General features: G+C 30.7%; 23 protein-coding genes. 17 read left to right on the top strand and 6 right to left on the bottom strand.

Features of this window, described 5'->3' with window-relative positions:
* Positions 1-37: 37 nt before the first annotated feature.
* Positions 38-604, top strand: a complete 567-nt coding sequence (locus V9L05_RS06770; protein ID WP_338814887.1) for a SiaB family protein kinase — start codon at positions 38-40, stop codon at positions 602-604.
* A 30-nt stretch (positions 605-634) separates the two neighbouring features.
* Positions 635-1033 carry a DUF1987 domain-containing protein gene (locus V9L05_RS06765; protein WP_338814886.1) on the top strand — a complete coding sequence of 133 codons (399 nt, stop codon included), beginning with the start codon at positions 635-637 and terminating at the stop codon, positions 1031-1033.
* Positions 1034-1422: 389 nt separating this feature from the next.
* Here the strand turns inward: V9L05_RS06765 and rnc are convergent, their stop codons facing one another.
* The 4 genes from rnc to V9L05_RS06745 form a co-directional block, all read right to left on the bottom strand.
* On the bottom strand, positions 1423-2169 hold the full coding sequence (gene rnc / locus V9L05_RS06760; protein ID WP_338793956.1) for a ribonuclease III: 747 nt from the start codon (positions 2167-2169) through the stop codon (positions 1423-1425).
* Positions 2170-2242: 73 nt separating this feature from the next.
* Entirely contained in the window at positions 2243-3499 is a 1257-nt protein-coding gene (gene fabF, locus V9L05_RS06755) for a beta-ketoacyl-ACP synthase II (protein ID WP_338793957.1), read from the bottom strand.
* Between the two features lie 380 nt (positions 3500-3879).
* Entirely contained in the window at positions 3880-4122 is a 243-nt protein-coding gene (locus V9L05_RS06750; protein WP_338793958.1) for an acyl carrier protein, read from the bottom strand.
* 163 nt (positions 4123-4285) lie between these two features.
* Positions 4286-4597 carry a hypothetical protein gene (locus V9L05_RS06745; RefSeq protein ID WP_338814885.1) on the bottom strand — a complete coding sequence of 104 codons (312 nt, stop codon included), beginning with the start codon at positions 4595-4597 and terminating at the stop codon, positions 4286-4288.
* Between the two features lie 481 nt (positions 4598-5078).
* Between V9L05_RS06745 and V9L05_RS06740 the strand changes: the two genes are divergently transcribed.
* The 4 genes from V9L05_RS06740 to V9L05_RS06725 all read left to right on the top strand — a co-directional run bounded on the left by V9L05_RS06740 (position 5079) and on the right by V9L05_RS06725 (position 9209).
* Positions 5079-5768, top strand: coding sequence for a YafY family protein (locus V9L05_RS06740; RefSeq protein WP_338814884.1), 690 nt, complete (start codon positions 5079-5081; stop codon positions 5766-5768).
* A 77-nt stretch (positions 5769-5845) separates the two neighbouring features.
* A complete protein-coding gene (locus V9L05_RS06735; protein WP_338814883.1) occupies positions 5846-6802 on the top strand; it encodes an alpha/beta hydrolase in 957 nt (318 codons plus the stop codon).
* A 279-nt stretch (positions 6803-7081) separates the two neighbouring features.
* Entirely contained in the window at positions 7082-7822 is a 741-nt protein-coding gene (locus V9L05_RS06730) for a prolipoprotein diacylglyceryl transferase family protein (protein WP_338814882.1), read from the top strand.
* Positions 7812-9209: a radical SAM protein gene (locus V9L05_RS06725; RefSeq protein ID WP_338814881.1), complete on the top strand. Its 1398-nt coding sequence runs from the start codon at positions 7812-7814 to the stop codon at positions 9207-9209. Before V9L05_RS06730 ends, V9L05_RS06725 begins: the two co-directional genes overlap by 11 nt.
* On the opposite strand, the gene V9L05_RS06720 is transcribed toward V9L05_RS06725, so the two are convergent.
* Together V9L05_RS06720 and V9L05_RS06715 are read right to left on the bottom strand one after the other, a co-directional pair.
* On the bottom strand, positions 9206-9418 hold the full coding sequence (locus V9L05_RS06720; RefSeq protein WP_338814880.1) for a hypothetical protein: 213 nt from the start codon (positions 9416-9418) through the stop codon (positions 9206-9208). The genes V9L05_RS06725 and V9L05_RS06720 overlap by 4 nt on opposite strands.
* A 163-nt stretch (positions 9419-9581) precedes the next feature.
* Positions 9582-9872: a hypothetical protein gene (locus V9L05_RS06715; protein ID WP_338814879.1), complete on the bottom strand. Its 291-nt coding sequence runs from the start codon at positions 9870-9872 to the stop codon at positions 9582-9584.
* A 300-nt stretch (positions 9873-10172) separates the two neighbouring features.
* Here V9L05_RS06715 and V9L05_RS06710 point away from each other — a divergent pair, with 300 nt between their 5' ends.
* The 11 genes from V9L05_RS06710 (at position 10173) to V9L05_RS06660 (ending at position 20275) form a co-directional block, all read left to right on the top strand.
* Positions 10173-12395 (top strand): TonB-dependent receptor, encoded by a 2223-nt coding sequence (locus V9L05_RS06710; protein WP_338814878.1) that lies wholly within the window; start codon positions 10173-10175, stop codon positions 12393-12395.
* Positions 12396-12508: 113 nt separating this feature from the next.
* Positions 12509-13423 carry a glutaminase gene (locus tag V9L05_RS06705; RefSeq protein ID WP_338814877.1) on the top strand — a complete coding sequence of 305 codons (915 nt, stop codon included), beginning with the start codon at positions 12509-12511 and terminating at the stop codon, positions 13421-13423.
* A 115-nt stretch (positions 13424-13538) separates the two neighbouring features.
* Positions 13539-13979, top strand: a complete 441-nt coding sequence (locus V9L05_RS06700; RefSeq protein WP_338814876.1) for a hemerythrin domain-containing protein — start codon at positions 13539-13541, stop codon at positions 13977-13979.
* 170 nt (positions 13980-14149) lie between these two features.
* The gene (locus V9L05_RS06695) at positions 14150-14530 is read left to right on the top strand and encodes a hypothetical protein (protein ID WP_338814875.1); all 381 of its coding nucleotides are present in this window, start codon (positions 14150-14152) and stop codon (positions 14528-14530) included.
* A gap of 158 nt (positions 14531-14688) precedes the next feature.
* Positions 14689-16362 (top strand): RluA family pseudouridine synthase, encoded by a 1674-nt coding sequence (locus V9L05_RS06690; protein WP_338814874.1) that lies wholly within the window; start codon positions 14689-14691, stop codon positions 16360-16362.
* A gap of 140 nt (positions 16363-16502) precedes the next feature.
* On the top strand, positions 16503-17741 hold the full coding sequence (locus V9L05_RS06685; RefSeq protein WP_338814873.1) for a serine hydrolase domain-containing protein: 1239 nt from the start codon (positions 16503-16505) through the stop codon (positions 17739-17741).
* Positions 17742-17853: 112 nt separating this feature from the next.
* Positions 17854-18276 carry a hypothetical protein gene (locus V9L05_RS06680; protein ID WP_338793973.1) on the top strand — a complete coding sequence of 141 codons (423 nt, stop codon included), beginning with the start codon at positions 17854-17856 and terminating at the stop codon, positions 18274-18276.
* 65 nt (positions 18277-18341) lie between these two features.
* Positions 18342-18566 (top strand): hypothetical protein, encoded by a 225-nt coding sequence (locus V9L05_RS06675; protein ID WP_338814872.1) that lies wholly within the window; start codon positions 18342-18344, stop codon positions 18564-18566.
* A gap of 45 nt (positions 18567-18611) precedes the next feature.
* Positions 18612-18959: a hypothetical protein gene (locus V9L05_RS06670; RefSeq protein ID WP_338814871.1), complete on the top strand. Its 348-nt coding sequence runs from the start codon at positions 18612-18614 to the stop codon at positions 18957-18959.
* Positions 18960-19028: 69 nt separating this feature from the next.
* Complete coding sequence (locus V9L05_RS06665) at positions 19029-19460, top strand: hypothetical protein (protein WP_338814870.1); 432 nt, start codon at positions 19029-19031, stop codon at positions 19458-19460.
* A gap of 2 nt (positions 19461-19462) precedes the next feature.
* Entirely contained in the window at positions 19463-20275 is an 813-nt protein-coding gene (locus V9L05_RS06660; RefSeq protein ID WP_338814869.1) for a sterol desaturase family protein, read from the top strand.
* The last annotated feature ends 20 nt before the right edge of the window (positions 20276-20295 follow it).

The following is a 20295-nucleotide window of genomic DNA, read 5'->3' as shown; positions in this document are numbered from 1 at the left end:
ACTAATAATTAATTTTTCATAAAAATAAGTTTCAACTATGATGGATTATCATACACGTCTAGACCCTCAAAGTGCTGTATTATATTACAAAGGACCTTTTGATAAAGATATTTTAGCAAATATTAGTCTACAATTACGCCGTAGATTTACTGATAATCCACGCATGAGTGCCAAACTTTTCTCTATTTTTATTGAGTTGGCTCAAAATATTGCCTATTATTCTGAGGAGTCAAATTTCTTTTATGATGATGAAGTAAAAAAGGATATTAAATATTCACATGAAGACAAAAAAAATAATGGAGTTGGAACAGTCGTTATACATAATGAAGGTTCAGAAGTTGTTTTGAGTGCTGGAAATCTTGTTCCATCAGAAAAAGTAAAAGAAATTATTGCTAAATGTGAGCAAATAAATTCTCTTAGTGTAGACGAACTACGAGCCTTGAAAAAAGAAGTTAGAAGTATAGAACGCACACAAGAGCAAAAAGGAGGCAATATTGGACTCATACAGGTAGCTCTCAAGTCAGAACATCCTCTTCAAGTAGAATTCAAAGAAGTAGATGATAAAAATTCGTATTTTATAATTTCTGCGACTATCGAAAAATAAATAAAAAATCACAATTATAAACTATAAATTATGTTTACAGAAAATGGCAAAAATTTAGTAGTAGAAAGTAAAAAAGATGCCTACTTTGTGCCTCACATAAATTTTGATGCTGATGCTCAGCATTGTCTTATTGAAGGAGAATCTTATTTAGAAGATGCTTTTGAGTTTTATGACAATTTGATGAATTGGTTTAAAGAGTATTTTAAAACTAATCAAAAAGTCGTTTTAGATTGTAAACTTTCGTACTTTAATACAAGTTCTTCAAGAGCTTTATTAGATTTGTTTCGTTTGCTCAAAGAATTTCAAGATGAAGGAAAGCAAATAACTATTAATTGGTATTACCCTGAAGAAGACCATGACGACATGAGAGTAGAAGGGGAAGATTTTATGGATGAGAGTGATATTCACTTAAATATTATCAGCTATTAGACCAATTGTATTAATTGCATTAAATGTTATCACGGTTAATTATTCATATGTGTTTAGCTTCGCTGAGGACTACGTCGTTCTCAGAACTGAACAAAAACGTCTCCTCAAAAGAGTCATTAAAGAACAAAAGGACGCTGCTGAGGAAGCGACAAATTCGTTTGTGAGCAAACGAATGCACAAAAACAGCTTATACAAAAATAACCGTGAATAATGTTTATTGAAAATAAAAAAAGGCTTTGAAAATACTATTTTCAAAGCCTTTTTTGCTAAAAGAGATTTTTTTAGACTTTGTTGTTGTTTTAGCGTAGCGACACCAACAAATATACACACAACCTATTCTTAAACAACTTTATTATTAGCAGTCCAAAATATATTAAGAGCCATAAAGATTAATCAATATCTAACTCTTCACAAGCTCTACGAGCTGCATCTTGTTGAGCATTTTTCTTTGTATAGCCATTTCCTGTTGAAATAGGGTTTTCATCCAATAAAACTTGTGCTACAAACTGACGGCTATTATTTTCTGCTTTATCTTTCGAAATAGAAAACTGTACATTTCTATTTTCTTTTTGCGCCCACTCTATAAGTTTAGATTTATAATTTTTATCAGTTTCTATAATGGTTTGTAAATCCAAGTGAGTTAGCAAAATTCTATTAACGATAAATTTCTGACAAAAAGTAAATCCTTTATCCAAATAAACAGCTCCAATAAATGCCTCAATAGCATCACCATAAAGAGATTTATGAGAATAAGCATTTTTTCGCTTGTTGTCTACTTCAATAATTTCATCCAATCCCATTTTCTTAGAAAGCTCTCCTAATGAAGCTCTACTAACAATTCTAGAACGAATATCTGTCAGAAAACCTTCATTTTTATAAGGGTAGCGTTTGAATAAAAAATGTGCTACAATGCTGCCCAAAACAGCATCTCCCAAATATTCTAAACGTTCATTACTTTCTTTAAAACCATCTTTGTTTTCTTTTGCAACAGAAGTATGTTGCATAGCAAGTTTGTATATAGAAAGATTGGTAGGCGATGTTCCGATAATGCGTGTAATTGCATTATAGAGCCTTTTATCTGATTCATTAAGAGAAAATTTGCTAACTTTTGTAGCTATTTTACCAATCCAACTCATATTTTAGTTTAAAAAATACCATACTCAAACCTATAAGATTTTCTTGAAATCTTATAGGTTTTATTTCTAAAAACTATGCTTTATAACGACGCATTACAATCGAAGCATTATGTCCTCCAAAACCAAATGTATTACTTAAAACAACGTCAATATTTCTTTTTTCTGCTTTATTGAGCGTAAGATTTAATTTTTGGTCAATTGCTTCATCAGGCGTTTCGAAGTTAATTGTAGGAGGAACAACTTGTCTTTCTAGTGCCATCACACATGCTAATGCTTCTATTGCACCTGCTGCACCAAGTAAATGTCCTGTCATAGATTTGGTAGAACTGATATTCATTTTATAGGCATGTTCTCCAAAAATAGTAGTAATTGCTTTTAATTCTTGTGGGTCGCCTAGAGGTGTAGAAGTTCCGTGAACATTTACATAATCTACATCTTCTGGACTAATTTCTGCATCTTTAAGTGCATTTTTCATTACGTTGGCTGCACCTAATCCTTCTGGATGTGGTGCTGTCATGTGGTAGGCATCAGCCGACATTCCACCACCAATGATTTCACCATAAATTTTTGCTCCTCTTGCTTTTGCGTGTTCTAATTCTTCTAAAATAAGAGCAACACCACCTTCTCCCATCACAAAACCATCACGAGTTTTATCAAATGGTCTTGAAGCTGTTTGAGGAGAATCATTTCTTTCTGAAAGTGCTTTCATGGCATTGAAACCACCTACACCAGATTCAATAACTGCTGCTTCACTTCCTCCTGAAACAATTACATCTGCTTGTCCTAAACGAATATAATTGAACGAATCAATAATTGCATTGGTAGAAGAAGCACATGCCGAAACAGTTACAAAGTTAGGTCCTCGCAAGCCGTATTTGATAGAAATATGTCCTGAGACAATATCTACAATCATTTTAGGAATAAAGAAAGGATTGAAACGAGGTACACCTGTTCCCTTATTAAAATCAGTTACTTCTTGTTGAAACGTATGAATTCCACCAATTCCAGAACCCCAAATTACACCTGCACGGTCTGCGTCTACATTTTTTCCTACTTCTAATCCAGAGTCGTCCATCGCTTGAGAAGCTGCACCCATACCATATTGAGCAAACAAATCAAGTCTTCTTGACTCTTTTTTGTCCATATATTTGGTAATATCAAAGTCTTTGACCTCACAAGCAAATTTTGTTTTGAAATGAGTAGTATCGAAATGAGTAATCATGTCGCAGCCACTTTTTCCTGCTTCTAGTGCGTCCCAAAACGTTTTGACATCGTTTCCTAATGGTGTAATAGCTCCTAGTCCTGTAATTACGACTCGTTTAAGTTGCATAAGATTGTAGTTTGGGTAGAATGATGTGTGTTTGTGTGTTAGTTTTAATTTCTTTTTTAGATAAAAGAAGGAAAATTTAGCAGTGCTAATTTACTTCTATTATTTTGTGAAACCTTTTTTCGATTTTAACTTTTCAACAGAACAGTCAAAAAATATTTTCAAATATAATCATTTATAAAAAAACAAACCTACCGAGTAACACAAATTTACTCCGTAGGTTTGTACAAATCCAAATCAAAAAAGAATAATTTTGATAAAATGAAAAGAGCTTCACTTTTGTTCTGCGTTTTCACTTTTTATAAAATCTAATCCGTAATTGATTCAAAAAAGTAATTCTGATAGATTGTGTTCAGAAAATAAATAAACAAATAGTATTTTGCTTATGCTTTTGCTGAATGCTCTTCCAAATACTTAATTGCTTGTCCTACAGTAGAAATATGTTCTGCTTGGTCGTCTGGGATAGAAACGTTAAATTCTTTCTCAAATTCCATAATAAGTTCTACTGTATCAAGAGAATCTGCTCCTAAGTCATTTGTAAAACTTGCTTCAGGAGTTACTTCTGAAGGCTCAACTGCTAATTTCTCAACAATGATGTTTTGTACACGTGCTGCAATATCTGACATAATGTTTTTGTCTTGTTTAGTTTTGTAATGAGTAAACTGAATGCAAAGAAAAAGATTTATCTCAATAAAATCAAATCATTAGACAAACTTTAAGAGAAAGTTGAGGTCTTAATCTATTTTTATGCTAAAATGAAGGAAATATAACACATTACACGAATCTTTTTTATGAATCTACCTCTCCTAATTCAATTTCTCCGACTTTAAAACCTAGCTTTTGCGTTGCTATTTTCTTTATTTTTAATTTCCATTGTTTCCACTCGTCATCCTTCATCATTCCTACAAATAATAATCCACTAGGTTCGACAGATGTCCAAATATGCTTTTTTGTTTTATCAACACTAAACCAATAAGCAATACCATCATTTTCAAATCCTAACCAACCTTCCATAGATTCGTAAATTACAGGAATAACAGTTTCCCAAATTTCATTTGGTAAATCGTACCTTATATTTAAGTTCATTGATTGCTGTTTCATTTTATAGATTTTTTATGTGCTGATAAGAGATGTAGTTTAATGTCTTGATATTATAAAATTTTACTTTTACAATAGTTATTGGCATATGAGCGTAAGTCGCTACCTTATTTATTAAACGTTATCACGGTTGTTTACAGGTCTAATAATTAGCAAGTTATAGAAAAATAAACCTGTCTTATTTTTCCATAGCTCAGGGTTTGCAAACCCTGAGCTATGGAAAAATGAATATTACTAATTTAACTGTGATAACGTTTCTTTTTTACCAAGACAATTTATAATTAAGAATTGAATTACCTAAAATAATATGCAATTCTTTCTGAATAAGTGGAAGTACACTATTAAAAAGATGAATAATGAAATGAGCATAAGCTGCTGTTAAATTATTTAAGGTCAAATGACTATAATTTTTTTTAATTTAATTACCTTGTTTGCATTATTGAAGGTTATAGACCATTTAGAAAAACTGATTTTTTATTAAAAGATGAATTATAACAAAACCAATAGATTGTCAAGATTAACAGCAATCTTAATTCAATTACAGACTAAACGAATTGTAACTGCCTCAGAATTAGCGAGTAAATTTGATATTAGTAAAAGAACCATCTACAGAGATATCAAAGCATTGGAACAATCAGGTGTTCCAGTACTAACAGAAGAAGGGAAAGGCTATACATTGATGGAGGGATATAAAGTTCCACCAGTAATGTTCACAGAAAAACAAGCAAATGCCTTAATACTTGCAGAACAGTTAGTGTTGAAAAACAAAGATGCCTCATTTGTAAAAGATTATTCAGAGGCAATTGATAAAATAAAATCAATTTTAAGGTACACTACCAAAGACAAAGCAAATTTACTTGCTAATAGAACTCAATATGATGAAGTTATAAATCAAGAAAGAAATAGCACTAATTTGTCAGATTTACAAAATGCACTTACCAATTACAGCCTTGTCAAAATACAATACATTAATAAAGAGGGAATTATAACGAAAAGATTAATAGAGCCATTTGCATTATTAAGTTCCGAAAATTGGTATTTGGTTGCTTTGTGTCGTCTGCGTAAAGAATTTCGATTTTTTCGATTGGATAGAATTCAAAAAATGGAAATACTATCAGAAAATTTTGAGCCTCACAATTTAACATTACAAGAGTATTTTGATAAATATCATTAATTCTTATTGACCCTTGCCATAAGGCTGTCATCAATGCGATTTACCTTTGTATCATACTAATTTAAAAACAAAAAAAAATGACAAACGTAATGAGCACAAACATCAATTTGTTCGAATTTCCAGAACCTACTATGATTTCAGTCAATGGTATAGAACTCGAAGTATTTGAAGCAGGTAAACAAAATAAAGGCAAACCAATTGTACTCTGTCACGGTTTTCCAGAGCACGCATTTTCTTGGCGTCATCAAATTCCTATTCTTGTCAAAGCTGGTTATCATGTTATTGTTCCAAATCAGCGTGGATATGGTAAATCATCTCGTCCAACTGAAGTAACTGATTATGACATTGAACACTTAACAGCAGATCTGGTAGCACTTCTAGATCACTATGGATATAAAGATGCTACATTTATTGGTCATGATTGGGGGGCAAATATAGTTTGGAATCTGACATTACTACATCCAAAGCGAGTAAATAAAGTTATAAACTTGGCTTTGCCTTATCAAGAGCGTGGAGAAAAACCTTGGATTGAGTTCATGGAAGAAGTATTTGGCGAAGATTTCTATTTTGTTCACTTTAATCGACAGCAAGGAGTAGCAGATGCTATTTTAGATAAAAACACAGGTCAGTTTCTTCGTAATTTATTTCGCAAAAATATACCTCCTGTACCACCTGAACCAGGAATGTTGATGATTAATCTAGCAAGAGCAGAAAAGCCACTTGGACAGCCCATAATGGATGAAAGTGAATTAGCTGTTTTTGTCTCTGCTTTCGAATCTTCAGGGTTTACAGGAGCTATAAATTGGTATAGAAACCTTGATCGAAATTGGCATTTATTAGCAGATGTAAACCCAATCATACACCAGCCCACACTTATGATATATGGCAATCGTGATATGATTCCTAAGTTTGAAAGATTAGCAGAATTCGTACCTAATGTAGATGTTGTTAGTCTAGATTGTGGGCATTGGATTCAGCAAGAACTTCCAGAAGAAACTAATCAAGCGATTTTAAAATGGTTAGAACAACATTAATCACTAAAATCCTAAAATAAACTATTCCTAGTATCATCACCTATAAATTTATTTAAGCATCACACTTCATATTTCCTACAATATAAGTGTGATGCTTTTAATTTTTATAGGTTATTAGCAAGATGATAAAAACAGTATAATAGTCCTTCAAATTTATAATTTGACATGTTTTATAAATAAAATTGTATTTTTAGCTAAATATAAGACCAAAAAAATAAGTGCATTTTTGTTACTTACTATTGACTACATAGCATATACAACTTCATAAAACGAAAACCATTGACAATACCATTTGAACCAGTCATTTTGGACTATAAACTCAATATTCATCTAATTCTTGAGTATTTAGCCTTTTTTTTATCTTATAGATATTATGTTTGGCTAAGAAAACGGTCTATAGATTATATTCCAAGTTCAAAACGACTTTCAATAATATTGGGAGCTGCAATTGGAGCTTTTTTAGGTTCAAGAATTATAGCCTTGCTAGAAAACCCAGTTTTTACTTATGATGTTTCAGCTATAATTGCTTATCTAAACTCCAAAACTATTATGGGTGGTTTGTTTGGGGGACTTTTAGGAGTTGAGATTGCTAAAAAAATCATTGGAGAAAAACAATCCTCAGGTGATTTATTTGTATTTCCAATTATTCTTGGAATTTTTATTGGAAGAATTGGTTGCTTTTTATCTGGGATTAATGAGTTTACTTATGGAAAAGTAACCACTTTTTTTCTGGGAATGAATCTTGGAGATAATTTAAAAAGGCATCCAATTGCACTTTATGAATTAGTGTTTTTGGTGCTTCTTTTTCTGTTTTTATCAAAACTAAAACACACAAATTTAAAAAATGGCTTATTATTTCAATATTTCATGATTTGCTATTTTGGCTTTCGTTTTTTTATTGAATTTTTAAAACCGAATGTCTTTTTTATTTTTGGTTTGAGTTCCATTCAGATTTTATGTCTAATTTGCTTAACTTATTATTACAAAACAATTTTTAATCTCTTCAAAAATGCCAGTTAGAAATTACACCTATTACGATTATACATTGAGCCTTTGTCCAGAATGCTTAAAGAGAATTGATGCCAAAATTGTTTTTGAAAATGATAACGTTTATATGCTCAAACGATGTCCAGAACACGGAAAATCTAAAGTATTGATTGCTGATGATATTGCCTATTACAAAAATATAAGAAACTATAATAAACCTTCAGAAACACCTTATAAATTTAATACAAAAACGCACTATGGATGTCCGTATGATTGTGGTTTGTGTCCAGACCACGAGCAGCATTCTTGTTTGACAGTTATTGAAGTTACAGACAGATGCAATTTGACTTGTCCTACCTGTTATGCTGGTTCTTCACCCACTTATGGAAGACATCGAACATTAGAGGAAGTAAAAATGATGTTGGATACTATTGTTTTAAATGAAAAAGAACCTGATGTTGTTCAGATTAGTGGAGGAGAACCAACTATTCATCCACAATTTTTTGAAATACTAGATTATGCAAAATCTTTACCTATAAGACATTTGATGTTAAATACAAATGGAATCAAAATAGCCAAAGACAAAGAATTTGCGAAACGATTAAAAAGTTATTCACCAGATTTTGAAATCTATTTGCAATTTGATTCTTTTGAGAATAGTGTTTTAAAAAAAATGAGAGGAGCTAATTTGAATGAAATTAGAAAACAAGCTATTGAAAATCTGAATGAACTTAACCTTTCAACAACACTCGTCGTTACTTTACAAAAAGGTTTAAATGATAATGAAATCGGAAAAATAATTGAGTTTGCCTTACAACAAAAGTGCATTAGAGGAGTCACATTTCAACCTACACAAATTGTTGGACGTTTAGAAAATTTCAATCCAGAAACGGATAGAATGACTTTAACTGAAGTAAGAAGAAAAATTTTGGAGCAGACTTCTATTTTTCATGCAGATGATTTGTTGCCAGTTCCATGTAATCCTGATGCTTTGGTTATGGGTTATGCTTTAAAACTAGACAATGAGGTTTTTCCTTTAACAAGGTATATCAATCCAAATGATTTGTTAGATAATAGTAAAAATACTATAATCTACGAGCAAGATAATGTGCTTCAAGAAAAAATGATTGAATTATTTAGCACAGGAAATTCTGTTGAAGTGGCAGAAGAAAACTTAAAATCTATTATGTGCTGTTTGCCAAATATTGATGCTCCTAATTTAGGCTATGATAACTTATTTAGAATCATCATTATGCAATTTATTGATGCCTATAATTTTGATGTTAGAGCGATAAAAAAATCTTGTGTACATATTGTTGATAAGAATAATAAAGTTATTCCATTTGAGACAATGAATTTGTTTTATAGAGATGAAAAGTTAGTCCGATTAGAAGAATTACGTAACGAAATTAAATTTTAAACTATGATACTAGAAATTGGGAATCTAAATGGATTGATAGCTCTTATAATAGGAGTAATGTTTGGACCACCTCTGTTATTAAGTGTAATAGGTGTTTTTTTATATAAAAACAATCCAAAAGCAAGCAAAGTGCTTTTTATACTTGCTGCAATATATTTACTTATTGGTTTGGGAATGTGTGGGTCAATGTTTATATAAAAAAGCTTCATTCTATAAATATATCAAAACATCACATCTTTAATTTTCCCAAGTTCTTAGCTTAATGCAAAGAAAAGTTTTTTTGATGTTTATATCATTCTCAAATCAACTTGATTTTTTTCTCTTGTATAAATTTTTTACTAATTATCAATCCAAAAATCGTTATATGCAAGGCTAAAGAATCTCAATCACACGCCCATAGACTTGCCTTGTCCACCCGTTAGTTCCACCTTTGTTATTTCCGATAAGTAACCCTTTATCATTACTCTTAGCTTTTACCAAGTGAGTATAAAAATTACCTTTCACTTTACAATAAACAATATCTTTTTCATTGCAATCTTCCCATTTGACAGGTGCAAGTTTATGTTTCTGACCTGATTTAATTAAAGGTATCATCGAATTTCCTTTTTCACTTGTAACGAATGTTTCTCCGTTTTGCAATTTTTCTAATTTGTAGTTTCTCATTTGAATTTAAGGAGTTTTAATACATAAAATCTTATATAATCAACAAAACTCTAAAATCGAATAAGAAGTTCCCATCTAAAACCAACCTACCTCTTAAAAATTGGAATATTCTCAATTTGTTACAAATAGCAGTAAATTTTAGTCACTCTTTATGTTAAGAAAACAAAGAGAGTTTTTTAAATTGAACTTCTAGTCGTAACATTGCAATTCTAAAAAAATAGCTTTATTAATAATTAAAGACTGTTTTTACTTATAAATAAAATACACAAACTGAAATATCCATCAATCAGAATCCACTAAATGAAATTAACATTCTTTACCCTTATTTTAATAGCTTTAAATACTTCATTATCAATAGCACAAACAATTACAGGAACAGTAGTTGATGAATATGAAAGACCTCTTCAAGAAGTCAATATTTTAAGCAAAGCAACTGATAATCATACACACTCAGATGCAAAAGGTAATTTTGTCTTTGAAAATATATCTGTCGGAGATACTTTACAGTTTTCGCATATTGGCTATCAAAGTCAATTGTTTGTAATAAGCGATTTAAAAATACCTTTATATATTATTTTGAAAGCAACATCAATAAATTTAGATGAAATAATTATTAAACCACAACTAAATGCTCTTCAACTCATAACTGATATTGATATACAAACAAATCCTGTAAACTCTTCACAGGATATTTTGAGAAAAATACCTGGGCTTTTCATTGGACAACATGCAGGTGGTGGTAAAGCTGAACAGATATTCTTACGTGGATTTGATATAGATCATGGCACAGATATTAGTATTTCAGTCGACGGGCTTCCAGTCAATATGGTATCCCATGCACACGGACAAGGCTATGCTGATTTACATTTTGTAATTCCTGAAACAATTGAAAAAATTGATTTTGGCAAGGGAGTTTATTACGAAGACAAAGGAAACTTCACTACTGTAGGCTATGTAGATTTTAATACGAAACAAAAATTAGATTATAATTCTATAAAACTAGAAGTTGGACAGTTTGATACATATAGGTTATTAGGAATGTTTAATCTAATCAATACTAACAAAAACAACGCATATATTGCAACCGAATTTCAATCATCTGATGGAGCTTTTGAAAGTCCTCAAAATTTTAATAGAATTAATATTTTTGGAAAATATACAGGTGTAATTTCTGATACTGATAAAATTAGTATCACTGCTTCTCACTTTACCAGTAAATGGGATGCCTCGGGTCAGATACCTCAACGTGCAGTAGATAGTGGGTTGATAAGTCGTTTTGGTGCGATAGATGATACCGAAGGAGGAAATACTTCAAGAAGTAATCTAAAAATTGATTATGATAAATTGATTACTAAAAATTCTTCTTTAAAAAGTTCTGTTTATTTGAGTCAGTATGATTTTGAACTTTTTTCTAATTTTACATTTTTTCTAGAAGACCCTATAAATGGAGATCAAATTAAACAAAAAGAAAATCGTATTATTTATGGTGTAAATACTGAATACAATGAGTCTTTTTCTACAAGTGGTCTGAATGGAAACTGGAAATTAGGAATCAGTCTTCGCAATGATCAAACTAATGATACCGAATTATCTCATACTCTAAATCGTACAAAAACTCTTGAACAAATTAAATTAGGAGACATTAATGAAACTAATTTAGGAGCATATATAGCAACCGATATTTATATCAATAAATGGACTTTTAATCCTTCGTTACGAGTAGATTATTTTGACTTTCAATATAATGATGTTTTACTTCCAACTTATAAAACACAAGAAGAAACTAAAGCTATTGTTAGTCCAAAATTTAATATTTTTTACAATCACTCACAAAAGCTCCAACTTTATCTAAAGACTGGAAAAGGTTTTCATTCTAATGATACACGTGTAGTTGTGGCAGAAGAGGGAAAAAAAATACTTCCTGCTGCTTATGGTTTCGATGCTGGGTTTATATGGAAACCAACGCCAAAAATGTTATTTAACATAGCCTATTGGTATCTGTATTTAGAGCAAGGATTTGTTTATGTAGGTGATGCTGGAATTGTAGAACCAAGTGGAAAAACTAAACGTCAAGGGGTAGATTTAAGTTATCGTTATCAGCCATTATCTTGGTTATTTTGGAGTTTTGATGCTAATTATACATACGCTCGTTCTATTGACGAAGCTAAAGAAATGGATTATATTCCTTTAGCTCCTGATTTTACATTGGTTAGTGGATTCAATATTATTCATAGATCAGGCATTTATGGAAGTCTAAATATGCGTTATTTAGATAATCGTCCTGCTAATGAAGATAACTCAATAGTAGCAAAAGGATATACTATTTTCGATTTGAATGCAGGATATAAATGGAGAAGGTTTAATTTTGGTTTTCAGATTCAAAATCTATTTGATACTGACTGGAACGAAACTCAATTTGCTACAGAATCACAATTACAAAATGAAACTGAACCTGTAGAAGAAATCACTTTTACTCCTGGAACTCCATTTTTTATTAAAACATCAATCCAATTTAATTTTTAAGAAGCATTAAATTAATCAATAACTTATAGCATATTGAGTGTTGATAAGTATCTTTTAAAGCCTCAAAGAGTGGTAATTTTATGTCTTGAACAGAATAATTAAACTAATCAAAAGTGAATTTTAAAGCAATAATTGAAGAAATATACCAAAAAATCAAAGTTGTAGAAGATAAAGGAGAATTAGCTTCTTATATTCCTGAATTAGCTTATGTAGATTCAGAAAATTTTGGAATACATATATCAACACTTGAACAAGGCAATTTTGGTATTGGAAACTATACTGATAAATTTTCTATTCAAAGTATCTCAAAAGTGCTATCTCTAGCTTTAGCATATAGAATGCTAGGCGAAAAAATATGGAAACGGCTTGGTGTTGAACCTTCTGGAACTCCATTCAACTCTCTTGTTCAACTTGAAGTAGATAACGGAATACCTAGAAATCCATTTATAAATGCTGGTGCAATCGTTATTTCAGATATTTTGATTAGTCATTTAGAAAATCCAAAAGATGACTTTCTAGCTTTTGTTAGAAGTCTTTCTAATAATTCAGAATTAAACTACTCACATGAAGTGGCTGCATCAGAAAAAGAGATTGGTTTCCGAAATGTAGCCTTGTGTAATTTTATTAAATCCTTTGGAAATATTGAAAATGACCCTACAGAAGTTCTTGATTTCTATTTTGATCTTTGCTCTCTTGAAATGAACTGTCAAGAACTTTCAGAAGCATTCTTATTTTTTGCAAACAATGGTCGCAGAACAGTTGATAATCTTTCAATACTTACTAAAAGTCAAGCAAAAAGGATAAATGCACTTATGCAAACCTGTGGGTTTTATGATGAGTCTGGAGAGTTTGCTTTTAAAGTTGGTCTACCTGGAAAAAGTGGCGTTGGTGGAGGAATTATAGCTGTCCATCCCAATCAATATACAATTGCCGTTTGGAGTCCAAAACTAAATAAAAAAGGAAACTCGTATAAAGGAATGCGATTTTTGGAAGATTTTACTACAAAATCAGAATTGTCTATTTTTTGAGATTATATTTTTTCTGTGTTAAATATCTTGCGTTAGTCATAATGATACCTTCAAACAACTTTTCCTAGTTTATAGTTATCACAATCAATCAAGTTATTAATTTAAAAATTTAATTATGAAAACTATCTTTGAGGCTCTTCGAAAAGACCATGATACTCAGAAAGATTTAGCTGACAAACTTATTCAAACTTCAGGTGATACTTCTGAAAGACATTCATTATATGACCAACTCAAACATGAACTTAAAATACACGCAGATGGCGAAGAGCGTCATTTTTATGTTCCTTTGTTTGATGACGACATGACACAAGACCACGCACGCCATGGAGTAGCTGAACATCACGAAATGGACGAACTTATGGAGAAATTAGACAAGACTGAAATGAGTTCTTCTGCTTGGCTTACCTATGCTAAAGAGTTACGAGACAAAGTATATCATCACTTAGATGACGAAGAACATACTATTTTTCAATTAGCTGGTAAAGTTCTTTCTGAAAAACAAAAAACACAACTTGCTACTGAATATCAAAGTTTTATTCAAGAAAAAAGAAATTAAGATTCTATTATTTTTTGTAGTACCTGAATAACAAGTTTATATTTTAGACACAATCTAAATCAAACGAATTGTTAATTTCATGAATCAATATTGCTCTGATAAATAAAGTATGCAATATTTTTACTCAAAATTGTTATATTTGTAACTTTAAACAAAAAAACAATTAAAATATGAAAAATCAATACATTTTCAAAAAAATATTCTTCCTTCTTCTAGTCATTGGCTTAGTTTCTTGTGGAAAAGATAAAGATGAAGAGGTTGAATTTGTACCTGCACCACAGATAGACTTCGAAGCCGACGAAACCTCTACAAGCTCAGGGTTATCTGTAGTATATACAAATACCAGCAAAAATGCAGATCCAGCTACTTATGAATGGACTATTGAATATATTGGTGTAAATTCTCCTGATGAAATTAGTCCTCAACTTGTATTCGAATCTAAAGAAGAAAACATACAATATACTCATACTACTATAGGATATTATAGAGTAACTTTATTTGGAAGTAACTCAAATGGTTTTGGAACAAGTTCAATATTGATTAGGTATTAATTAGTAAAGACAAGTAAAAAGTGAATTTAATTTTTATTACTTAGCTACAGAAGCCAATAACAATAAATTGTTGTTGGTTTTTTGTTTTAATAAATCAAAATAAATACAAAGAATCATTTTCTTACCTTTACATAAAAAAACAAATTTCACTTCCTATAATGACAAATAAAAATCGTTTTATTCCTTTCAAAAAAGAAATTTTAGGTATCGAATTACCAACTATTTTCAATTTCCCTTTTTATTATCAAGCTCATGAAATTGTAAAATTAGCTGCTGAGCAAGTACAAGAATATTTAATCAGTCAGATAGACTGGAAACATAATTTTGGCTTAAATCAAAACGATACAGGTTTAGTAATTGGAAAAATGTTTGGCGTTTTGGTGGTAGAAAACAGCAACAATGAAATTGGTTTTTTGGCTGCTTACTCAGGCAAATTGGCTGATAGTAATCAACATGCTTATTTTGTTCCTCCTGTTTTTGATATGCTAACAAAAAATGGTTTTTATAAACCTGAAGAGGAAGTGTTGAATACTCTAAATAAAGAAATAGAAGAATTAGAAAATAACCAAGATTTTAAAAAACTAAAATTATACGTTGAGACAGAAAATAAAATAGCCAAAACTGAAATAGAAGAAGCTAAAAAAGAACTAGCAAAAAAGAAAAGAGAAAGAAAAATTAAAAGGAATTTGGCTGTAACTACACTTTCTCAAACCGATTTTGAAAACTTAAAGGAAGAGTTAAAAGATGAAAGTCTGAAACAACAATATTTTTTCAAAAAACTCAAAAAAGACTGGGAAGAATGTTTAGAGAAATCTGAAATTCAACTCAAAGTCTTTACAGATAAAATAGCAGCACTTAAGAGTGAGCGAAAACAAAGAAGTAATCAGTTACAACAGCGTTTGTTTGATAATTATAGGTTTCTGAATGCAAAAGGAGAGTATAAAAGTCTTCAAACTATTTTTAGTAAAGAATTACAAATTGCTCCCCCTGCTGGTGCTGGGGAGTGTGCAGCTCCCAAACTTTTACATTATGCCTATAAAAACAACCTTAAACCAATAGCACTAGGAGAGTTTTGGTGGGGACAGTCTCCAAAATCTGAAATCCGAAAACATAAAGAGTTCTATCCTTCTTGTCGTAATAAATGTGAGCCTATTTTGGGTTTTATGTTGGAAGGATTAGAAGTAGAAGAAAATCCAATGCTGAAAAATCCAGCAGAAGGAAAAGACTTAGAAATTGTCTATGAAGATGATTATCTTTTGTTAGTCAACAAACCTGCCGAGTTTCTGTCTGTTCCAGGGCGAAATATAAAAGATTCTGTTCAGACAAGAATGCAAAAATTATATCCTGATGCCATGTTGGTTCATCGTTTAGACCAAAGTACATCTGGTTTGTTACTTGTTGCAAAAGACAAAGAAACTTATCATAATCTGCAAAGTCAGTTTATAAAAAGAACTGTAAATAAACGCTATTTGGCTATATTAGATGGTATTTTACAAGAAAAAACAGCTTTTATAGATTTGCCTTTGCGTGTAGATTTGAATAATCGCCCACATCAATTAGTTTGTTACCAACATGGGAAATCTGCACAAACAAAATATGAAGTGTTAGAAATTAAAGATGGAAAAACTCGTGTTTATTTTTATCCTCTTACAGGAAGAACACATCAGTTGAGAGTTCATGCAGCGCATCCAAATGGTTTGAATGCTGCCATAGTAGGCGATGATTTGTATGGAAAAAGAGCAAATCGTTTGCATTTACATGCTGAATATTTAGAATTTAGTCATCCAAAGACTAAAAAGAGATTTAGTTTCAAAGTAAAGGCTGATTTTTAGATAGAAAGAAGTTTTTTGTTACTTTTTGTTTGTATCTGCATTTAGACATTAGTGCCATTGTTTTATAATTGTTAGTATTTCTTCCATAAAGAGCAAATGGTGTTTGTCAAATACATAATCACAACTAACTCAAAAAAGAAATGAAAAAAATCAAAAATATGGCTTTTATATTTACTGCTTTTCTAGTTTGGACAGCTTTTATTGGCTATGGATTTATGAATGGATTTTTATTAAGGTCTATTTCTGAAGATAATGCTGAATCTTTTATTAGTGCCACTCAAGAAAAAACAGACAATGAATTTGTAGGAAGTTTTGCCATGGTTTTGATAGAAAATGGAAAAATATCTCAAGATTTTTTTTATTCTGTTGATAAAGATAAGCCTGTAAACGAAAATACAGTTTTTCCTGTGGCATCTATTAGTAAATGGGTTACTTCCTTCGGAGTTATGAAATTGGTAGAAGATGGAAAGTTAGATTTAGACAAACCAATAGACGATTATCTCACAAGGTGGCATCTTCCTAAAAGTGAATTTGATAATAAAAAAGTAACCGTTAGAAATCTACTTTCGCACTCCTCAGGATTGATAGATGATTTGGGTTATGATGGTTTTGCTCCTAATGAAACTATTCAGACAATCGAAGAATCATTGACAAAAGCTGCTGATGCAGGCAGTTCTGACGGAGTTGCAATAGTAGGATATGAACCGAATAGTAAGTATATGTATTCGGGAGCAGGTTATACGATATTGCAATTAGTTATTGAAGAAGTTAGTGGAAAATCTTTTCAAGAATATATCACACAAACAGTTTTTGAGCCTTTGAAAATGGAAAATTCTACTTTTGAGTATCCTGAAAGCTCAAACACTCAACTTGCTCAAGTTTATAAAGTGGATGGAACAACAAGACAAATGAATAAATTTACTGCTCTTGCAGCAGCAGGATTGTACACAACTACAGAAGATTTATCAAAATTTTTGATAGCCAATGTGTCAGAAAATAATATTCTTTCCCAAGAAACTATTCAATCGATGAGCAAACCCGAATCATTTATTAATAATACAAAAGTGTATGGATTAGGTCCTCATTTGTATAGTCAAGATGATATAAAATCAAATATTATTGGACACGATGGTAGTGGAAATGATGCTATCAATACTGCTGCAAGAATAGACCTTAAATCTAAATCTGGAATAATAATATTAGAAACTGGAAACTGGAATATAGCTTCGTCCATAGCAGACGAATGGATTTTTTTGAAAGCAGGAATAGCTGATTATGTAGTTATGCAGCGTAACAAAATCTACATATTAACTTTACTCATAATTGGATATATACTAATTATTGCTGTTTCTATTTTCATTATTAGAAAGAATAAATAAAGCTAAAGAAAATCAGATTCTTACTGTATTTTGTGTAGAAATAATTTCATTTTTTGAGTAAAAAATGTATATTAGTTTGTATAAATCTTTTTTACTACTAATATTATTTTTTATGACTATTTATGAGAGCATTTTTTTGCGTTTAGACTTTTTCGAAGATAAAGGCTTCATAGAAGCAACTTGGTATCCTACAACAGAAAATTTCACAGAACGAGAGTATAAGGAAGAGTTTTTAAACTACTTAAATCTAGCCTTAGAATTCAAACCTAAACGAGCAATGATTAATACACAAGACTTTTTATTTACTACTTCGCCAACTTTACAAGAATGGACAAGTGAAACTATTTCAGCCCCTATTATAGAAATGGGTTTAAAGGAAATGGCTTTTGTAGTAAGTAAGGAGTTTATGGCTCAACTTTCTATAGAACAACTTATGGAAGAGCCATCAGCCCAAAAGTTTATCACAAAATACTTTGACAGTAAAGAAGAGGCAAAAGAATGGATTTTGAGTTTTGCTGATAGTGAGACGATGTAAATTATTTTTTTCTTCCTCATTTATCTTAAAAATGAGGAAGAAAAAAATAAAATCTAAAAATTAACATGAAACAAATTCTAATTCTACTTTTTTGTTTTACACCCTTTTTAAGCTATTCTCAAGACACAACTTTTCTAAAAGTTCATTTTTTATATGGCTCAAAACCATTGAAAAGTGATAAAAATACAGAACAAAAATGGTTTGGTGGAATCTTAGGAGGACATGTTGGCATTGAAGTAGAGGAAGATAAAGTTTTGAATTTTCTTCCAAGTAGAGAGAGTTTTCATTGATTTTCAAATAAAAAAGACAAACACAGTACGTATGCTATTCACTCTGTGCCTAGTTTTTATGGCATTTTTGGAGAACACCCAGATAGCGTTCAACTAGCAATTATTTACATTCCAATAAGCATTCAGCAAAAAGAAACTTTTGATAGTATTGTGTCTGCTTATATAGGTCATGCGCCTTACGATTATGCTTTTTTTGGAATGCGATGTGGCGCAGCAACCTATGAAATTTTGGCTCAATTAGGTATTTTGAAAAGCTATTCGAATAAAAAAACGATTAGAAAAATATTTTATCCTAGAAAGTTACGCAAACGACTTTTCAGAATGACAAAGGAGAATAACTGGAAAGTTATCAAACGAGAAGGTGTCAAGAAGAGAAAATGGGAAAAAGACTGATTAAAAAGGAATCTTTTTTCTATATTGAGAAGTATTATTGATTAGGAAAAGTCATATAAATTAAAAAACATGAATAAGTCATTTATATTTAAAGGGTTTGCATTAGTAAACTTTGTTATTTTACTAACGGCTTTTCTATTGTATAGAAATGGTTCTTTTGATAATTTTATTTATAACAATACGAAAAACCTATTGACTAGTCCAAATGGAGGAACAGTAACACAAACAACTCAAGATTCTTTAACTATAAAAGCTGATACTTTAGATGTAATTAGGTTTTCTTCTTCAAAATCAATGAGAATTTTTGAGGAGGTTAAATTTGAACAAGATACAATCAAAACAGATACAACAAAAACAGATTCTAGTAAAGTCAATTTAACAGAGAAACAAAAACACTTAATGTATAGCTCAAAATCAGGACGAATAATAGACCCAAAGCTATTTGAAGTTGATAGTTTGAAGAAAGAAAAAAAATCTGAAAAGAAGAAAAACAAAAATTAAAGATGAGTTTTTTGAATATTCTGTTAGCAACAGGAGCAAGTTTGATTTTTTTAGCATTGGTATTTATTCCAATGGAAAAAGCATTTCCTGCCAAACCAAATCAAAAAATATTTAGACCCAAATGGTTTTTAGATTTGTGTTATTTTGTTGGTCAATACCTTTTATGGAGTGGATTAGTTTTGAAGGTATTGAGTTATTTTGGAGTATGGATTGATGAAACTATTTCTTTTCAATTTAGAGAAATAATAGCTGCACAACCAATTTGGTTACAATCACTTGAAGTTTTAATTTTAAGTGATTTACTGATTTATTGGGGACATAGATTTCAACACCAATTTGATTTTCTTTGGCGTTTTCATAAAGTGCATCATACAACCGAAACGTTAGATTGGCTGGCTGCACATAGAGAACATCCCATTGATTCAATTTATACAGTAGGAATAATAAATTTGCCTGCATTGCTTTTGGGCTTTAACTTGGAAACTCTAGCTGTTGTAGTTGCTTTTAGAGGAGTTTGGGCAATTTATATTCATTCGAATGTAAGGCTTTCAATAGGAATGTTGAAAGTAATAATTGGTTCACCAGAGTTACATCATTGGCATCACGATAAGGAAAGAGATAGAGGAAATTATGCAAATATATCACCTTTGATGGACGTAATTTTTGGAACATATACCTGTCCTCCAACAGAACCAAAAGAATATGGAATTGAAGAAAATTTTCCAACCACTTATTTAGGACAGCTTCTTCAACCAATTTTACCAAAAAGAATTTGGCAGTTTATAGATAATAAGACTACAAAAAACAAAGTATAGTTTTGTAATTATTCATTCTC

The organism is Bernardetia sp. Wsw4-3y2 (assembly GCF_037126295.1).
Classification (GTDB): domain Bacteria; phylum Bacteroidota; class Bacteroidia; order Cytophagales; family Bernardetiaceae; genus Bernardetia.
The sequence above is the reverse complement of the archived record's forward strand: the minus strand, read 5'-3'. Positions and strand labels throughout refer to the sequence as shown.

What these genes read in the sequence shown, in the direction of transcription:
- V9L05_RS06770 (WP_338814887.1), top strand. Translation starts at nt 38, where the DNA reads ATGATGGATTATCATACACGTCTAGACCCTCAAAGTGCTGTATTATAT.
- V9L05_RS06765 (WP_338814886.1), top strand. Translation starts at nt 635, where the DNA reads ATGTTTACAGAAAATGGCAAAAATTTAGTAGTAGAAAGTAAAAAAGAT.
- rnc (WP_338793956.1), bottom strand. Translation starts at nt 2,169, where the DNA reads ATGAGTTGGATTGGTAAAATAGCTACAAAAGTTAGCAAATTTTCTCTT.
- fabF (WP_338793957.1), bottom strand. Translation starts at nt 3,499, where the DNA reads ATGCAACTTAAACGAGTCGTAATTACAGGACTAGGAGCTATTACACCA.
- V9L05_RS06750 (WP_338793958.1), bottom strand. Translation starts at nt 4,122, where the DNA reads ATGTCAGATATTGCAGCACGTGTACAAAACATCATTGTTGAGAAATTA.
- V9L05_RS06745 (WP_338814885.1), bottom strand. Translation starts at nt 4,597, where the DNA reads ATGAAACAGCAATCAATGAACTTAAATATAAGGTACGATTTACCAAAT.
- V9L05_RS06740 (WP_338814884.1), top strand. Translation starts at nt 5,079, where the DNA reads ATGAATTATAACAAAACCAATAGATTGTCAAGATTAACAGCAATCTTA.
- V9L05_RS06735 (WP_338814883.1), top strand. Translation starts at nt 5,846, where the DNA reads ATGACAAACGTAATGAGCACAAACATCAATTTGTTCGAATTTCCAGAA.
- V9L05_RS06725 (WP_338814881.1), top strand. Translation starts at nt 7,812, where the DNA reads ATGCCAGTTAGAAATTACACCTATTACGATTATACATTGAGCCTTTGT.
- V9L05_RS06720 (WP_338814880.1), bottom strand. Translation starts at nt 9,418, where the DNA reads ATGAAGCTTTTTTATATAAACATTGACCCACACATTCCCAAACCAATA.
- V9L05_RS06715 (WP_338814879.1), bottom strand. Translation starts at nt 9,872, where the DNA reads ATGAGAAACTACAAATTAGAAAAATTGCAAAACGGAGAAACATTCGTT.
- V9L05_RS06710 (WP_338814878.1), top strand. Translation starts at nt 10,173, where the DNA reads ATGAAATTAACATTCTTTACCCTTATTTTAATAGCTTTAAATACTTCA.
- V9L05_RS06700 (WP_338814876.1), top strand. Translation starts at nt 13,539, where the DNA reads ATGAAAACTATCTTTGAGGCTCTTCGAAAAGACCATGATACTCAGAAA.
- V9L05_RS06695 (WP_338814875.1), top strand. Translation starts at nt 14,150, where the DNA reads ATGAAAAATCAATACATTTTCAAAAAAATATTCTTCCTTCTTCTAGTC.
- V9L05_RS06690 (WP_338814874.1), top strand. Translation starts at nt 14,689, where the DNA reads ATGACAAATAAAAATCGTTTTATTCCTTTCAAAAAAGAAATTTTAGGT.
- V9L05_RS06685 (WP_338814873.1), top strand. Translation starts at nt 16,503, where the DNA reads ATGAAAAAAATCAAAAATATGGCTTTTATATTTACTGCTTTTCTAGTT.
- V9L05_RS06680 (WP_338793973.1), top strand. Translation starts at nt 17,854, where the DNA reads ATGACTATTTATGAGAGCATTTTTTTGCGTTTAGACTTTTTCGAAGAT.
- V9L05_RS06675 (WP_338814872.1), top strand. Translation starts at nt 18,342, where the DNA reads ATGAAACAAATTCTAATTCTACTTTTTTGTTTTACACCCTTTTTAAGC.
- V9L05_RS06665 (WP_338814870.1), top strand. Translation starts at nt 19,029, where the DNA reads ATGAATAAGTCATTTATATTTAAAGGGTTTGCATTAGTAAACTTTGTT.
- V9L05_RS06660 (WP_338814869.1), top strand. Translation starts at nt 19,463, where the DNA reads ATGAGTTTTTTGAATATTCTGTTAGCAACAGGAGCAAGTTTGATTTTT.